The following is a 13,904-nucleotide window of genomic DNA, read 5'->3' on the forward strand; positions in this document are numbered from 1 at the left end:
CCATGGTGGTCCTCCAGGTCATCCGCTCGGAGTGGACCAAGATCCGGTCCGTGGCGTCCACGGTGTGGACACTGGGGCTCGCGGTGGTCGTCACCGTCGCGCTCGGGATGCTCATCTCCGCGCTGTCCAACCACCAGTTCGACTCGATGCCCGAGAACGAGCGGCTCTCCTTCGACCCGACGTTCATCAGTTTCGCCGGCATGACGCTCGGGCAGCTCGCGATGATCGTCTTCGGGGTGCTGGTGGTGTCGAACGAGTACAGCACCGGCATGATCCGCACCTCCCTGGCCGCCGTGCCCAGGCGCGGCACGTTCCTGTTCAGCAAGCTCGCGGTGGCCGCCGCCCTGGTGCTGGTCGTCGGCATGGCCACCAGCTTCGCCACGTTCTTCCTCGGCCAGGCCATGCTCGGCACCCACCGGGCCCACCTCGGCGACCCGGGGGTGCTGCGCGCGGTCTTCGGCGGCGGGCTGTACATGACGCTGATCGCGGTGTTCTCGATGGGCGTCGCCACGATGCTGCGCTCACCGATGCTGTCGCTCGGCATCCTGATGCCGTTCTTCTTCCTGATCTCCAACATCCTCGGCAACGTCTCCGCGACGAAGAAGGTCGGCCAGTACCTGCCGGACCAGGCCGGCAGCCGGATCATGCGGGTCGTCCCGCGCATCGACGACAGCACGCCCTACGGCCCCTGGGGCGGGCTCGGCATCATGCTGCTCTGGGTGGTCGCGGCGGTCGCCGGCGGGTACCTCCTGCTGCGGCACCGCGACGCCCAGTGAGCCCGGCCGCTGACACTCCGTGATGCTCTGGCTTTACTTTCTTTTGGGCGGAACCGTCAGCGCCCCGATATCCTCCTAACCCTTACGGGGGCGTGTGCCCCGCTGTCCTGAACCTTTCGATGGGTGCGGAGCATGATCGAGGCTGTCGGCCTGACCAAGCGATACGGCGACAAGACCGCCGTGTACAACCTTTCCTTCCAGGTGCGTCCCGGCGCCGTGACCGGCTTCCTCGGCCCCAACGGCTCGGGCAAGTCGACCACCATGCGGATGATCCTCGGGCTGGACAACCCGACGTCCGGCAGCGTGACGATCGGCGGCTACCCGTACCGCAAGCTGCCCAACGCCCCCCGCCAGGTCGGTGCCCTGCTCGACGCCAAGGCCGTGCACGGCGGCCGGGCCGCGCGCAACCACCTGCTCAGCCTCGCCCAGCTGTCCGGCATCCCGGCCCGGCGGGTGGACGAGGTGCTCGGCGTGGTCGGCCTGCAGGAGGTGGCGAGAAAGCGCTCCAAGGGCTTCTCGCTCGGCATGGGACAGCGCCTCGGCATCGCCGCCGCGCTGCTCGGCGACCCCCAGGTGCTGCTCTTCGACGAGCCGGTCAACGGCCTCGACCCCGAGGGCATCCTCTGGGTGCGCAACCTGATGAAGGCACTGGCGGCGGAGGGCCGTACGGTCTTCGTCTCCTCCCACCTGATGAGCGAGATGGCTCTGACCGCCGACCATCTCATCGTCATCGGGCGCGGCCAGCTGCTCGCCGACATGAGCGTCACCGACTTCATCTCGGCCAACTCCGCCGACTTCGCGCGCGTCCGCACGCCCGACGGCGAGCCGCAACTGCGCGAGAAGCTCACCTCCACGCTGACCGAGGCCGGCGGGCACGTGCTGCCCGAGCAGGACGGCGGGCTCCGGGTCACCGGGCTGCCGCTCCCCCGCATCAGCGACCTCGCGCACGAGTCCGGCGTACGGCTGTGGGAGCTGTCCCCGCACCAGGCCTCGCTGGAGGAGGCGTACATGCGGATGACGCAGGGCGCCGTCGACTACCGCTCGACCATCGACCAGCGGGCCGGCCTCCAGCAGCCGCTGCCGCCCGGCGCGCAGCCGCCCATGCCGGTCCCCGGCCAGGGACAGCCCGGCTGGTACGCCCCGCCGCCGCCCCAGCAGGGCGGCCAGCCGTTCGCGATGCAGGGCCCGCCCGGGGGTGCGTACGGCGCTCAGCCCGCGGCCCCGGTCCCGAACTCCTACGGCGCCCCGGGCACCGCCCCCGCCGGGGCACCGAACCCGTACGCGGCCCCGCAGGCGCCCGGTTCGGCGCCGCAGCCGCCCGCGGCCGCCCCGGTGGCCCCGTCGGCGCCTCAGAAGGCGGCCCCGGCCGCGACGACGGCCCCCGCCGCCCCGGCCCAGCCCGCCGTCGCACCCGCCGCACCCCCCGCAGAGGGCCCCGCCGCCTCAGCCGCCCCCGCCGCCTCTTCCGCCGAACCGACCGAGTCCGAGGACGCCCGATGAGCACCCATCAGCCCCCGATGCCGCAGGCCCCGGCCGCCGCGCCCGACTGGCAGGCGGCGCCCGGCGGGACGTACCCCGGATACACCTCGCCGATCCCGGTCGTGCGCACCCACCTCGGGCACGCGCTGGTCTCCGAGTGGACGAAGATCAAGTCGGTGCGGTCGACGATGTGGACGCTCGGCGTGTTCGTCGTCCTGGTCCTCGGCATCGGCCTGATGGCCGGACTCGCGGTCAGCAGCTCCGGCGACATGAACGGCGAGAACCCACTGACCCTGGGCTTCTTCGGCCTGCTGCTCGGCAGCATCTGCGTCATCACGCTCGGCGTGCTCACCACGGCGTCCGAGTACGGCACCGGAATGATCCGGACGACGATGACCGCGTGCCCGAGCCGGGGCCGGGTGCTCGCCGCCAAGGCCATCGTGTTCTTCGTCGTCGCGTTCGTGGTGACGCTGGTCGCCTCCACCCTCGTGGCGATGATGCAGACCGCCCTGCTGGACGGCCAGGCCGGCGCGCGCAGCCCGTCCGGCGGCGAGTGGCTGAAGGGCACGGTCGGCGTCAGCCTCTACATCGCGCTGCTCGGGCTGCTCTCGCTGCTCGTCGGCTCGATGATCCGGCACTCGGCCGGCGCCATCACCATCATGATCGGCGTGGTGCTGGCCCCGCTGGTGATCGCGCTGTTCATGTTCGCGTCCTCGCTGGACAAGGTGCGCCAGTTCCTGCTGGAGTACTCGATCCCCACCCAGCTCGGCACCTTCTACGGCAGCGCGCTCAGCGACTCCGGGCCGTCCGGCTGGGACCCGCTGTGGATCATCCTGGTCATCACGGCCGTGGCGTTCGGCGGCGCCTTCGCGCTGCTGCAGAGCCGGGACGTCTAGTCGCCGGGCCCTTCAGAACCTCGGCGCGTTACGGGACCGCTGCACCCGCGTGGTGCGGCGGTCCTTCGCGTTCCAGCAGGCCTTGTGCCAGTGCCGGCGGTCGTCGACGCCCGCGTGTTCCGGCCAGGCGACCACGTGCGGGACGCCTGACGGGATCACCTGGTCGCAGCCCGGGCAGCGATAGGTCTTGCCCTGCGCGCTCGCGCCCGCGACCTGGCGCACGCTCCACTCCTCGCCCTGCCAGCTCTCCGTGGTCTGCCAGCCACCGTACCGGCCGCTGCCCTCGTCCTCGGCGCTCCGGCCGGACGCTCCGGCTGCCTTCGGTCGATTGCGACGCGGGGACACGGGACACCTCTCGGGGCTATACAGGAAGCACGGGCCGTCTCCAGCCTACGCGGCGCTCCGAGGGGTACGCGTACACACCAAGCGGTACAAGTCCCCCTCCCCGACGCCCCATTCTGCAGACAATCGGCAAATTACTCCGCCAGGCCGTGTCCTGGGCACGTGTCAGACGGTTATGCCGGGTGGGGGAGCTCCGGGTCGGAGCCGAGGAAGCAGGAAGAGCGATGCGCGTAGGAAGTTTTGTGCTGGCGGCCCAGTTCCCGGGCCAGGGTCCCGGGGAGGCGCTGCACCGGGCGGTCCGTGCGGCCGAGGTCTCCGAGGAGGCCGGGCTGGACACAGTATGGCTGGCCGAGCACCACTTCGTGCCGTACGGCACATGTCCGTCCGCGGTCACCCTGGCCGCGTTACTGCTCGGCCGCACCCGCCGCGTCCGGGTCGGCACGGCGGTCAGCGTGCTGCCGACCGCCCACCCGGTGGCGCTCGGCGAACAGGCCGCGCTGCTGCACCTGACGAGCGGCGGCCGGTTCACGCTGGGCGTGGGGCGGGGCGGCCCGTGGGTGGACCTGGAGGTGTTCGGCGCGGGCCTGGAGGCGTACGAGCGCGGCTTCCCGGAATCACTCGATCTGCTGGTGCGCTGGCTGCGGGAGCCGTCGGTGTCGGCGGCGGGCGAGCGGTTCGCCTTCCGCGAGGTGCCCGTGGTGCCCCGTCCGTCGGAGTCCCTGGCGGAGGCTCCCGGGCCGGAGGTCGTCGTCGCCTGCACCTCGCCGGCGAGCGTACGGCTGGCCGCCGAGCGCGGGCTGCCGATGCTGCTGGGGATGCATGTCGGGGACGAGGAGAAGGCCGAGATGGTCGCCCTGTGGCGGCGCTCGGCGCGGGCGGCCGGCCGGTCCGCCGATGAGATCGCGGGTGCGGCCCATGTCTCGGCGGGGGTCTGCCAGATCGCGGACCGGCGTACCGACGCGGCGGAGACGTTGCTGAAGGCGATGCCGGGTTGGCTGAAACAGGGGCTGGACGCGCATGTGACGGTGGACGGCCGGAGGCGTTCGATGCGCGATCCGCACGCCTACACCGAACTGCTCTGCGGGCTGCACCCGGTGGGCACTCCGCGGCTGTGCGCCGACCGGCTCGCGGCGACCTCCGAGCGCACCGGCATCTCCCGATTCGCGCTGCTGGTCGAGGGCTCGGGCGACCTGGCCGCGACGGAGGAGAACGTACGACGCCTGGGCGTAGAGGTCCTGCCGCACCTGGGCTGAACACGACCTGCGGGCCGGGCCCGTGCGGGCCCGTGCGGGCCTCGCCAGGGGTGCTTGCCGCCCCGCGTGTGATGCACCTCCCCCGAGGAGCGGCAAGCCATCGGCTCACTGTGGCGGAACCGGGGCCGAGCGTCAGCAGTCCCGTAGCTCCGGCGACTGGTTCAGCAACTGGTTGCGCGCCGAGGTGAAGCGGGCCAGCGTCACGTCCACCGAGGGGTCCTGCGGGAACACGGCCACCCGGTGGCAGTTCTGGAAGGCCAGCCGCACTCCGAAGTGCCGCTGCAGCGCGCCGCGTATGGCGTCACTCGCGAGCGCACGCAGCAGCTGACCGCGTGCCTGCTCGTCCGGCGGCGGCGTCTGGTTGTCGGCGAACGGACCGCCGTCGACCTTCAGCCGGGCCACCAGGGAGCTGATCATCTCCCATGCGTAAGGCAGGGAGGTCCGGACGCAGTCGACGAACGCTGCGTCGTCGACCTCGCCTCGCTCGGCCTGTTCGAGTAGGGCCGGTGAGACGTCGAGCGACATGGGTTCTCCTCTCGCACCCCCGACGGGCAGGGGTTGCCGGACAGATAAGGGGAGTTCGGTATGCCGAACACGCTCAGTACACGCACCGCGACCTCCCGTTCCTACGGTAGGCAACCGTAGGTGACCACACCAGCAGAATGCGTATATGGAATGGTCGGGTTGCACCCACAATCGGCCAAGGATGAACAAGAGTTTCCAGGGATAAAAGGGATGACGTTCGGGAACCGCGGTGCGGTACGGGGCGGGTGGCCGGAGGGCGAATCGCGAGCACTCCCGTGGTTCGAGTAGCGTTGCCGACCATGCGTCTCGTCATCGCCCGGTGCTCGGTGGACTACGCCGGCCGGCTCACCGCCCACCTGCCCTCGGCTCCCCGCCTGATCCTGGTCAAGGCGGACGGCAGCGTCTCCATCCACGCCGACGACCGGGCCTACAAGCCCCTCAACTGGATGTCGCCGCCCTGCACGCTGAAGGAGGGGGACGGCGCGGAGCAGGGGGTGTGGACGGTCGTCAACAAGGCGGGCGAGAAACTGATCATCACGATGGAGGAGATCCTGCACGACTCCTCGCACGAACTCGGCGTGGATCCGGGGCTGATCAAGGACGGCGTGGAGGCGCACCTCCAGGAACTGCTCGCCGACCGCATCGAGACGCTGGGCGACGGGTACACGCTGATCCGCCGGGAGTACATGACCGCGATCGGGCCGGTGGACATCCTGTGCCGGGACGCCGACGGCGGGACGGTCGCGGTCGAGATCAAGCGGCGCGGCGAGATCGACGGCGTCGAGCAACTCACCCGCTACCTGGACCTGCTGAACCGCGACCCCCACCTCGCGCCGGTCCGCGGCGTCTTCGCAGCCCAGGAGATCAAGCCCCAGGCCCGCGTCCTCGCCACCGACCGCGGCATCAACTGCGCGATCCTCGACTACGACGCCCTCCGAGGCATCGAAGACGACAAACTCCGCCTGTTCTGACCCTGCTACGCCGGGGCGGCCGCAGCACCGGGGTGGCCGCAGCGCCGGACACGGCATCGACCGATGAACGGCCCCTGCGCCCGACCCCGGCCACGCCGAACACCCCTCCCCACCCCAATTCCGGCCACTCTCCCGCCCGGCCCACCCCTCTCCGCCGCGACGGCGCTCAGCCCGTACGGCGGCGACCGGCGGCGCCGAACCCGCCCCCTGGCCGTCCGGCACCGCCGGATTCCGCCGTTGTGGTCGATCGCCGTCGCGGCGGAGACGGGGGGCGGGGCGAGATCGGTCGCGTGTCGCTACAACACCGGGTCGGAGTCGGTCGGGGCGACTGCGGAGCTGCTGGCGGCCGCCGGGGCGCTGGAGGCTGATCGGCTGGCCGTGGTGCTCGCGCTCGCGCTGGGCGACGCCGAGTCGCTCGGAGTACCGCTCGGTGTTCCGCTCGGAGTGCCGGAGTCACCACCGGGACCGCCCCCGTCGCCGCCCGAGCTCCCCGTGCCGCCGTCGCTGCTGCCGCCGGAGGTGCCGGTGCCGCCGCCGGTGCCGCTGGAACCGCCCGTGGTGCCGCCGTCGGTGCCACCGCTCGTCGTGCCCCCGCTTGTGCCGCCCTGCGTGGTGCCGGACGTGCGGGGCTTGGGGGACTTGGATCCCGAGCCCGGGGTGCCGGGGGCGGCCGGCGGTGTGTCGTCGCCCGGCGGCCGGGCCGAGTCCGACGCCGAAGCCGCGCCGACGGGACTCGTGGGAGTGGCTGACGCCTTGGGCGGGCCCGCCGTCACCCCCGGGTCCGCGTCCAGGTCGCCCGTGGGAGGGTTCTCCGCTGCTGTGGGGTTGGTGTTGACCTTGTCGGCCGGGTTGTTGTCCGTGTCGTGGGAGGTCATGCCCAGGGTGACGACGGTGCCGAGGACCACGGCGAGGAGGGCGCCGGAGCCGGCCGCGACCAGGTTGCGGCGGGCCAGTCGGCGCAGGGTGCCGCCGCTCTGCGGGGCGGGGAGCTGCTGCGTGGCGATCAGCGGGTCGGCGTACAGGGGGCCGTAACTGGACGGGACGCCGGGCCGGACGGCGGTGGTGGTGGTGCCGGAGTTGTAGATCGCGGGGATGGTCCGGGACGGGAGGGGCGAATCCTCGTGGGACGTTTCCGGGGCTTCCTCGGCGGTCGGGAACGCCAGGGGGCCCGGCGTGTCGCCCGCCCGGTCGGCGACCAGGGCGAGGGCACGGCGGCCGGCGACGGTGCCCCGCTTGTCGGAGAGGGCGCCGCGCAGCCCGATGGAGGACTCCAGTTCCGCGCGGGCCCGGTCGAGTTGGCCGCCGCACAGTGCGAGGACACCCAACTCGTGGTGGAAGTAGGCCTGTTCCGGTACCTCCCCGGCCAGCCGGGACGCCTCCGTACCGGATCGCAGCGCCCGTTCCCAGGCACCCCAGTGGAGTCCGGAGGCGAACGCGGGGGCGGCCGTGCGGGCCAGTCGTACGGCCGTGCTCTCCTCGTCCTCGGCGGGCGGGGCGGTGTCGGGCACGACGACCGCGAGCGCGGCGAGGACCGCGTCGGCCTCGGCGCACACCCGCTCGGGGGTGACCGAGGGGTGGCCGGTCCACCAGGCGTAGTGCTGGGCGGCGGCGAGGGCCTGGGCGGGGGCGTCGTCGCCGTAGCCCGCGGCCTCCAGCTGGGTCTGCACGCCCGCCGCGAGGCGGTAGCGGGGTCCCACCGGGGAGACCAGCCCGCAGCCCGCGAGTTCGCCGAGCGCGGCGTCCGCGTGGGTGTCGCCGACCAGTGCGGGCAGGTGCGCCTGGTGCGGCACCTCGCCGCCGAGGGCGACGGCGAACCGCAGGGTGGCGCGCGCGGAGGCGCTGAGCCGGGAGGCCAGCAGCGGGGCGGGGGCCGCCGCCTCGCCGAGGGAGGGCAGCGGGACCTCCTGGTCCGCGGCCGGCTCCAGGGGCTCGTCGTCGGCGTGGGAGCCGTCCGGGTGCCGTACGTCCTCGAAGACGCCGTACTCGTCGACCGCGCCGGTGCTCGCGCGCAGCTGGTCACGCTGCCGGAGCAGCGCGCCGGCCTGGACGAAGCGCAGGGGCAGGCCCTCGGACTCGAACCACAGGTCGCCGGCCCAGTTGGCCTCCTCCTCGGTGAGGACGCGGCCGACGGCCCGCTCCAGGATCTCCACGCCGCCGGCCCGGTCGAGACCGGTGAGGAAGACCTCCTCGACCTCGGCGTCGGCGGACGGCGCGGGCACGTCGGGGGTGGCGCCGAAGAGAAACGCGCACTCGGGGGTGGCGTCGAGGAGTTCGTCGAGGGCGGCACCGCCGATCTCGGTGTCGTCCACGACGACGACCGCGCCGATCTCGCGGACCAGTCCGAGCAGTTCGTCCCGGCCGGGGCGGTGCAGAGGGGCGTCGTGGACGGCGTGGCAGAGGTCGTGCAGCAGCTCGGCGGTAGTGCGGCGGAATCCGGTGAGCCGGACCACGCCGTCGGGGGCGAGGTCGAGGCAGTCCTCGGCGACCAGGTCGAGCAGGGCGGTGCGGCCGGAGCCGGCGGGGCCGGTGAGGCGGACGGAGCGGCCGCGGGCGAGGAGGCGGACCAGGCGTTCGCGTTCGTCCTGGCGTTCCAGGAGGGACAGCGCGGGCTGGGCCGGGCCGGGCGGTACGGGGGGCCGGGCGGCGCGCTCGCGCTCGGCGCGCTCGGCCGCGGTCAGCTTGCGGGGCCGGCCGGGCTGTTCACCCGGCGGGCAGGGTTCTATCTCGCTGCCGTCCACGGGGTTGACGGTCAGCAGGAAGTCGCCGGAGACGAGTCGCACGGTACGGGCGAGCGCGGGTGCGCCCGGGCCGAAGTCGGCGGTGAGGGACTCCCGGGGCGGACGGCGGCTCGGTGCCAGGCCGTGGTCCTCGGGTCCCGGGTTGATCGGGTCCATGGGTTCGTGCCCCCAAAAGCGTCGTGTGCCCTGCCGTTGCGGCCCCTCCCGGCCTGTTCGCACACCGCGCGCTGTCGCTTCTGGTCCGGGCCCGCGTGAGGGTGTGACGAGGCTGCGGGCGACCGAACCCTAAACCTTCGCACAGTATCTCCGACAGGGCGGGGTGCCGCGCGGTCCGGGACGTCACGGTCCGGTGAGGATTGCCCCCGACGTGCGGTTGGGCGCTCCGCGCCCGGTTCCGTCCCGTCGCCCCGGCCCCGCGCGAACCGCACCGTCACGGCCGGGACATCGCATCCGGGAAGCCCCGAAGGCCCCCGACCGTCACACCCGGGGCAGTGACTCCACGCCGATGCCGCCCTCGATGGCGAGGATCCGGTGCAGCCGGGTCGCCACCAGGAGGCGCTGCATCTGGGCCGGGACGCCGCGCAGCACCAGGCGGCGTCCGCAGCGGCCGGCCCGCCGGTGCGCACCCATGATCACCCCGAGGCCGGTGGCGTCCCACGAGTCCAGTCCGGACAGGTCGAGCACCAGGTCGCCGGCCCCGTGGTCGACGGCCGTGTGCAGGGCCGTACGGGCGTCCGCCGCGCTGCGGACGTCGAGGCGGCCCCCGACGACCAGCTCGGCGTGGTCGCCCCTGATGTACATAAGCGCTCCCCGTTGAGTGCGGTGGCGTGCTCCGTGACGGTGCTGTGCAACGTCTGACTGCCTGAACGGCAGGAGCGTTGCTGGTTGTAAGCGAACCGATACCGAATTCACCCTCAGGAGTGACAACCTCAGGGCGTGCGGCAGTACGGCGTCGGTTCAGTACGTGTAGAAGCCCTGCCCGCTCTTGCGGCCGATGTCACCGGCGTCAACCATCCGGCGCATCAGCTCCGGCGGAGCGAACTTCTCGTCCTGGCACTCCGTGTAGATGTTGCCGGTGGCGTGCAGCAGGATGTCCACGCCGGTCAGGTCGGCCGTGGCGAGCGGGCCCATGGCGTGCCCGAAGCCCAGCTTGCAGGCGAGGTCGATGTCCTCGGCGGTGGCGACACCGGACTCGTAGAGCTTGGTGGCCTCGACGACCAGCGCGGAGATGAGGCGCGTGGTGACGAAGCCGGCGACGTCGCGGTTGACGACGATGCAGGTCTTGCCGACCGACTCGGCGAACTCCCGCGCGGTGGCCAGGGTTTCGTCGGTGGTCTTGTAGCCGCGGACGAGCTCGACGAGCTGCATCATCGGCACCGGCGAGAAGAAGTGGACGCCGACGACCCGCTCGGGCCGCTCGGTGGCCGCCGCGATCTTGGTGATCGGGATGGCGGAGGTGTTGGAGGCGAGCACGGTGTCCGGGCGCACGATCTTGTCGAGCGCGCGGAAGATCTCGTGCTTGACCTCCAGCTTCTCGAAGACGGCCTCGACGACGACGTCCGCGTCGGCGGCGGCGTCCAGGTCTGTGGTGGCGGTGATGCGGCCGAGGGCGGCCTCGGCGTCGTCCGCCGCCAGCTTGCCCTTGCCGACGAACTTGTCGTACGAGGCCTTGATGCCGTCGGTGCCACGCTTCAGCGCCTCGTCGGTGACGTCCCGCAGGACGACGTCCCAACCCGCCTGTGCGGACACCTGGGCGATGCCGGAACCCATGAGCCCTGCCCCGATGACGGCAAGCTTCCGTGCCACTGACGACTCCCTCGAACGCGCTCCAAGTCTGCTTCTCGGGCGGACCCTAGCGCTCCGGCGCCACTGTGTGAGCGGTTAGTAACGCGTGTCACGGTCTCAGGGGGTGAGACACCCGTCACGTCCTGTGCGCCGTGACCCGCACCCGGCTGCCGCGGGCTCAGGACGCGCCGCGCACGGCGTAGTTGAGCACCGACCGCCGCGCCGAGGAGAAGCACCTCTCTTGACATCCTCCCCTCCTGGAGGAAGGGATTCCCGGCTCAGGCTGCCTCTGGGAGCAGCGCTCCCGGGGGGCTTACGCCCTCGACACCGGCCGGGTTGAGACCAGCCCGGACGAGCATCACGTGGGCGGAGTTCTTGTCTCTGGGGGACACGGCTCCGCAGGTAGTGCAGGTGTAGGTACGTTCTGAGAGAGGTAGTGCGTGCTTGGTTCTCGCTCCGCACGACGCACAGTCCATGGTGGTGTGCGCGGGATGTACCAGGCGGATGTCCCGCCCATGCTTGCGGCCCATATCGATCAAGGCCTGCTTGGTGGCGCCGATCGCCGCGTCGGCGGCTTTGCGGGCCATGGTGGTCTTGGCGAGGAACTTCGGCCGGAAGTCCTCGACGGCGATCGCGTCGTGGTCGCGAACCACGTGCTTGGCCACTTGCGGGCGGCGTCCTGCCGCTGCCTGGCGATCTTCGCGTACACCTTGGCACGCCACTTCTTCGCCTCGCGATAGCCCTTCGAGGCGGCCTGTCCCTTCTTCGGCTTGCGGCGGGCCATCATCCGGTCGTACCGGGTCAGCTTGGCCTGCGCTTTGCGTCCGTGCTGTGGGTGGGGAAGGTCGTGGGCATCGGACGTGGTGGTGGCGGTCTCTTTCACGCCCCAGTCAACGCCGAGCACGGCGCCCGATTTGGGGAGCGGCTGGGTCCCGGTGGCGACGACGAACGAGGCGTACCAGTGCCCTAGCGCGTCCTGGTACACGCGCACACTGGAGGGCTTGGCGGGAAGGTCACGCGACCACACCACCGTCAAGCTGATGCCGCCGGCGAGGTGGAGGCGGCCGTCCTTGAGCCGGAACCCGCGCTGCGTGTAGTTCAGCGTGGGCAGCGCCTCGCGCTTCTTCTTGTGTTGGGGCATGCCCGCGCGCTGCCGCAGCGGAAGCCGTTTCTCGATGTCCTTCAGTGCCCTGGAGCGAGACGTGGCGAAGTCCCGGATGGTCTGCTGCTGCGGCACCGACGCGCCAGCGCGGAGCCAGGGCGTGAAGGCACGGGCTTCGGTGAGCATCTTGTCGAGTTGTGCCGGGCCGCACGTCAGCTTGTCGCCGGGGTTGACCCGGTTGTGAGCGTGCACCTGGCGCGACTTGGCCACGGCCTCGTTCCAGATCCAGCGGCAGCGGTCCCACTCGGCAAGCAGGGCCGCCCTGACGGTCGACGACACGCGAAGCCGGTAGGTATATCGGGCATGCCCAGTATCCCCCGATCTCTTCCGCAGTGTCGTCATGGTGTCAGTCTACTACTGGAAGGCCCCCGAACAGACACCAGACATTATTCTCGGGTCATGAATGAAGAGAAGCGCATCACGCTCCGTCTGCCCGCCGATCTGCACGAGTGGCTGGTCGCTCAGGCCAGGTCCTCCCGCAGGTCTCTCAACTCCGAGATCGTCTACCGGTTGGAGGTCGAGCGTGACGTCGCTGCGGTCGACGGACGCTAAGACACCGTGATGGCGACTCAGCCTTCCGTTTGCCGCGCTGTCCGTGACAGTGGGCACACGTGTCTTCCGGACGGCCGGTGCGTAACTACGCTGGTCGCATGGTCAATCTGACGCGTATCTACACCCGCACCGGCGACAAGGGCACCACCAACCTCGGTGACATGAGCCGGGTCGGCAAGACCGACCTCCGGATCTCCGCCTACGCGGACGCCAACGAGGCGAACGCGGTCCTCGGCACCGCCATCGCGCTGGGCGCCCTGGAGGCGGACGTCGTCACGGTCCTCACCCGCGTGCAGAACGACCTGTTCGACGTGGGCGCGGACCTGTCGACGCCGGTCGTGGAGAACCCTGAGTACCCGCCGCTGAGGGTCGAGCAGTTCTACATCGACAAGCTGGAGGCGGACTGCGACCGCTTCAACGAGCGGCTGGAGAAGCTGCGCTCCTTCATCCTGCCCGGCGGCACCCCCGGCGCGGCCCTGCTGCACCAGGCCTGCACGGTCGTACGCCGCGCCGAGCGCTCCACCTGGGCCGCCCTGGAGGTCCACGGCGACACCATGAACCCCCTGACGGCCACCTACCTCAACCGCCTCTCGGACCTGCTGTTCATCCTGGCCCGGGTGGCGAACATCGAGGTCGGGGACGTGCTGTGGGTGCCCGGCGGCGAACGCTGACCCCGCCCGGCACCGGCCGTCACTTCCCGTCGCTCGCCGCGTCCCGGTCGGCGGCGTTCGCCGCGGACTCGGCCGCGTTCACCTTCTTCTCCATCTCGGCGTAGCCCGACGGTGTGCCGGCGGGGGCGGGCGAGGTCGCCGTGGCGGCGGGGCCGGTGCCGGTGGCTGCGCCGTCGTGGTGGGAGCAGCCCGTGGCGAGCGCCACGAGTACGGCGGCCCCGACGGCCGTGCACACCCCGGTCCGGCCCCTCGTCCCGCGGGCCGTCCGCCACCCTGCCGGCATCAGCCCGCCGCCTTGCCGTCGTTGTTGTCCTGGCACCAGGTCCGCACGGAGGCCAGGTCCTTCTGGCGCTGCTGGAGGGTCGTGCGCAGGGAGGTGCGGAAGTCCAGCCGGTTCTGGAGGTAGGTCGCGATCTCCGTGTGGCCGGCCTTCTTGGCGTTGTCGACGCGCTTCTGCAGCCGCGCCACGGAACCGCGCTGGTCCGCACCGGCGTCGAGCCGCTTCAGGGCCCGGGTGATCCGCTTGTCGATCTTCGGCACCCGCTTGCACAGCGCCCGGGCCCCGTCGCCGCTCCCCTTCGCGCCGCCCGCCTTGGCGCCGGTCCCGGCCGGGGCGGCCGCGGGTGTGCCGTCGTCGGCGGCCGCCGTACCCGCCGTACCCGCCAGGACGGCTGTCACGGCGAGTCCCGCGAGCAGGGTGCGGGTTCCCCGTCGTCCGTACATCTGCGTCTCCGTTCGTTACGCGGACGGCCGT

The 13,904-nt window shown here is 71.8% G+C and carries 14 protein-coding genes and 1 pseudogene; 7 read left to right on the forward strand and 8 right to left on the reverse strand.

What is annotated here, in order from left to right:
• The first annotated feature begins 2 nt into the window (after window positions 1-2).
• The 3 genes from ABZ854_RS08780 (at window position 3) to ABZ854_RS08790 (ending at window position 3,151) form a co-directional block, all read left to right on the forward strand.
• The gene (locus ABZ854_RS08780) at window positions 3-776 is read left to right on the forward strand and encodes an ABC transporter permease (RefSeq protein ID WP_361206436.1); all 774 of its coding nucleotides are present in this window, start codon (window positions 3-5) and stop codon (window positions 774-776) included.
• Window positions 777-908: 132 nt separating this feature from the next.
• Entirely contained in the window at window positions 909-2,276 is a 1,368-nt protein-coding gene (locus tag ABZ854_RS08785; RefSeq protein ID WP_361206439.1) for an ATP-binding cassette domain-containing protein, read from the forward strand.
• A complete protein-coding gene (locus ABZ854_RS08790; protein WP_361206442.1) occupies window positions 2,273-3,151 on the forward strand; it encodes an ABC transporter permease in 879 nt (292 codons plus the stop codon). Before ABZ854_RS08785 ends, ABZ854_RS08790 begins: the two co-directional genes overlap by 4 nt.
• A gap of 12 nt (window positions 3,152-3,163) precedes the next feature.
• On the opposite strand, the gene ABZ854_RS08795 is transcribed toward ABZ854_RS08790, so the two are convergent.
• A complete protein-coding gene (locus tag ABZ854_RS08795; RefSeq protein ID WP_361206445.1) occupies window positions 3,164-3,496 on the reverse strand; it encodes an ATP/GTP-binding protein in 333 nt (110 codons plus the stop codon).
• Between the two features lie 221 nt (window positions 3,497-3,717).
• On the opposite strand from ABZ854_RS08795, the gene ABZ854_RS08800 reads away from it, so the two are divergent.
• Window positions 3,718-4,746: an LLM class flavin-dependent oxidoreductase gene (locus tag ABZ854_RS08800; protein ID WP_361206448.1), complete on the forward strand. Its 1,029-nt coding sequence runs from the start codon at window positions 3,718-3,720 to the stop codon at window positions 4,744-4,746.
• A 132-nt stretch (window positions 4,747-4,878) separates the two neighbouring features.
• Here the strand turns inward: ABZ854_RS08800 and ABZ854_RS08805 are convergent, their stop codons facing one another.
• Window positions 4,879-5,271: an SCO5389 family protein gene (locus tag ABZ854_RS08805; protein WP_361206451.1), complete on the reverse strand. Its 393-nt coding sequence runs from the start codon at window positions 5,269-5,271 to the stop codon at window positions 4,879-4,881.
• Between the two features lie 299 nt (window positions 5,272-5,570).
• Here ABZ854_RS08805 and nucS point away from each other — a divergent pair, with 299 nt between their 5' ends.
• A complete protein-coding gene (gene nucS / locus ABZ854_RS08810) occupies window positions 5,571-6,242 on the forward strand; it encodes an endonuclease NucS (RefSeq protein ID WP_361206454.1) in 672 nt (223 codons plus the stop codon).
• A gap of 296 nt (window positions 6,243-6,538) precedes the next feature.
• Here the strand turns inward: nucS and ABZ854_RS08815 are convergent, their stop codons facing one another.
• From ABZ854_RS08815 to ABZ854_RS08830, 4 genes and pseudogenes are all read right to left on the reverse strand, one after another.
• Window positions 6,539-9,136, reverse strand: coding sequence for an ATP-binding protein (locus ABZ854_RS08815; protein ID WP_361206457.1), 2,598 nt, complete (start codon window positions 9,134-9,136; stop codon window positions 6,539-6,541).
• A 321-nt stretch (window positions 9,137-9,457) separates the two neighbouring features.
• Window positions 9,458-9,781 carry an STAS domain-containing protein gene (locus ABZ854_RS08820; RefSeq protein ID WP_129306529.1) on the reverse strand — a complete coding sequence of 108 codons (324 nt, stop codon included), beginning with the start codon at window positions 9,779-9,781 and terminating at the stop codon, window positions 9,458-9,460.
• Window positions 9,782-9,937: 156 nt separating this feature from the next.
• Window positions 9,938-10,786: a 3-hydroxyacyl-CoA dehydrogenase family protein gene (locus ABZ854_RS08825; RefSeq protein ID WP_361206461.1), complete on the reverse strand. Its 849-nt coding sequence runs from the start codon at window positions 10,784-10,786 to the stop codon at window positions 9,938-9,940.
• Between the two features lie 257 nt (window positions 10,787-11,043).
• Window positions 11,044-12,269: pseudogene (locus ABZ854_RS08830) on the reverse strand (transposase).
• A gap of 15 nt (window positions 12,270-12,284) precedes the next feature.
• On the opposite strand from ABZ854_RS08830, the gene ABZ854_RS08835 reads away from it, so the two are divergent.
• Window positions 12,285-12,479: an Arc family DNA-binding protein gene (locus ABZ854_RS08835; RefSeq protein WP_361206817.1), complete on the forward strand. Its 195-nt coding sequence runs from the start codon at window positions 12,285-12,287 to the stop codon at window positions 12,477-12,479.
• Between the two features lie 98 nt (window positions 12,480-12,577).
• Complete coding sequence (locus tag ABZ854_RS08840) at window positions 12,578-13,150, forward strand: cob(I)yrinic acid a,c-diamide adenosyltransferase (protein ID WP_361206464.1); 573 nt, start codon at window positions 12,578-12,580, stop codon at window positions 13,148-13,150.
• Window positions 13,151-13,169: 19 nt separating this feature from the next.
• Here ABZ854_RS08840 and ABZ854_RS08845 read toward each other — a convergent pair whose 3' ends face one another.
• Together ABZ854_RS08845 and ABZ854_RS08850 are read right to left on the reverse strand one after the other, a co-directional pair.
• Entirely contained in the window at window positions 13,170-13,385 is a 216-nt protein-coding gene (locus tag ABZ854_RS08845) for a hypothetical protein (RefSeq protein ID WP_361206467.1), read from the reverse strand.
• A 47-nt stretch (window positions 13,386-13,432) separates the two neighbouring features.
• On the reverse strand, window positions 13,433-13,873 hold the full coding sequence (locus ABZ854_RS08850) for a hypothetical protein (RefSeq protein WP_361206470.1): 441 nt from the start codon (window positions 13,871-13,873) through the stop codon (window positions 13,433-13,435).
• Window positions 13,874-13,904: the final 31 nt, after the last annotated feature.

Origin of the sequence: Streptomyces sp. NPDC047028 (genome assembly GCF_040644095.1) — a bacterium.
Taxonomy (GTDB): Bacteria; Actinomycetota; Actinomycetes; order Streptomycetales; family Streptomycetaceae; genus Streptomyces.

What these genes read in the sequence shown, in the direction of transcription:
- ABZ854_RS08780 (WP_361206436.1), top strand. Translation starts at nt 3, where the DNA reads ATGGTGGTCCTCCAGGTCATCCGCTCGGAGTGGACCAAGATCCGGTCC.
- ABZ854_RS08785 (WP_361206439.1), top strand. Translation starts at nt 909, where the DNA reads ATGATCGAGGCTGTCGGCCTGACCAAGCGATACGGCGACAAGACCGCC.
- ABZ854_RS08790 (WP_361206442.1), top strand. Translation starts at nt 2,273, where the DNA reads ATGAGCACCCATCAGCCCCCGATGCCGCAGGCCCCGGCCGCCGCGCCC.
- ABZ854_RS08800 (WP_361206448.1), top strand. Translation starts at nt 3,718, where the DNA reads ATGCGCGTAGGAAGTTTTGTGCTGGCGGCCCAGTTCCCGGGCCAGGGT.
- ABZ854_RS08805 (WP_361206451.1), bottom strand. Translation starts at nt 5,271, where the DNA reads ATGTCGCTCGACGTCTCACCGGCCCTACTCGAACAGGCCGAGCGAGGC.
- nucS (WP_361206454.1), top strand. Translation starts at nt 5,571, where the DNA reads ATGCGTCTCGTCATCGCCCGGTGCTCGGTGGACTACGCCGGCCGGCTC.
- ABZ854_RS08815 (WP_361206457.1), bottom strand. Translation starts at nt 9,136, where the DNA reads ATGGACCCGATCAACCCGGGACCCGAGGACCACGGCCTGGCACCGAGC.
- ABZ854_RS08820 (WP_129306529.1), bottom strand. Translation starts at nt 9,781, where the DNA reads ATGTACATCAGGGGCGACCACGCCGAGCTGGTCGTCGGGGGCCGCCTC.
- ABZ854_RS08840 (WP_361206464.1), top strand. Translation starts at nt 12,578, where the DNA reads ATGGTCAATCTGACGCGTATCTACACCCGCACCGGCGACAAGGGCACC.
- ABZ854_RS08850 (WP_361206470.1), bottom strand. Translation starts at nt 13,873, where the DNA reads ATGTACGGACGACGGGGAACCCGCACCCTGCTCGCGGGACTCGCCGTG.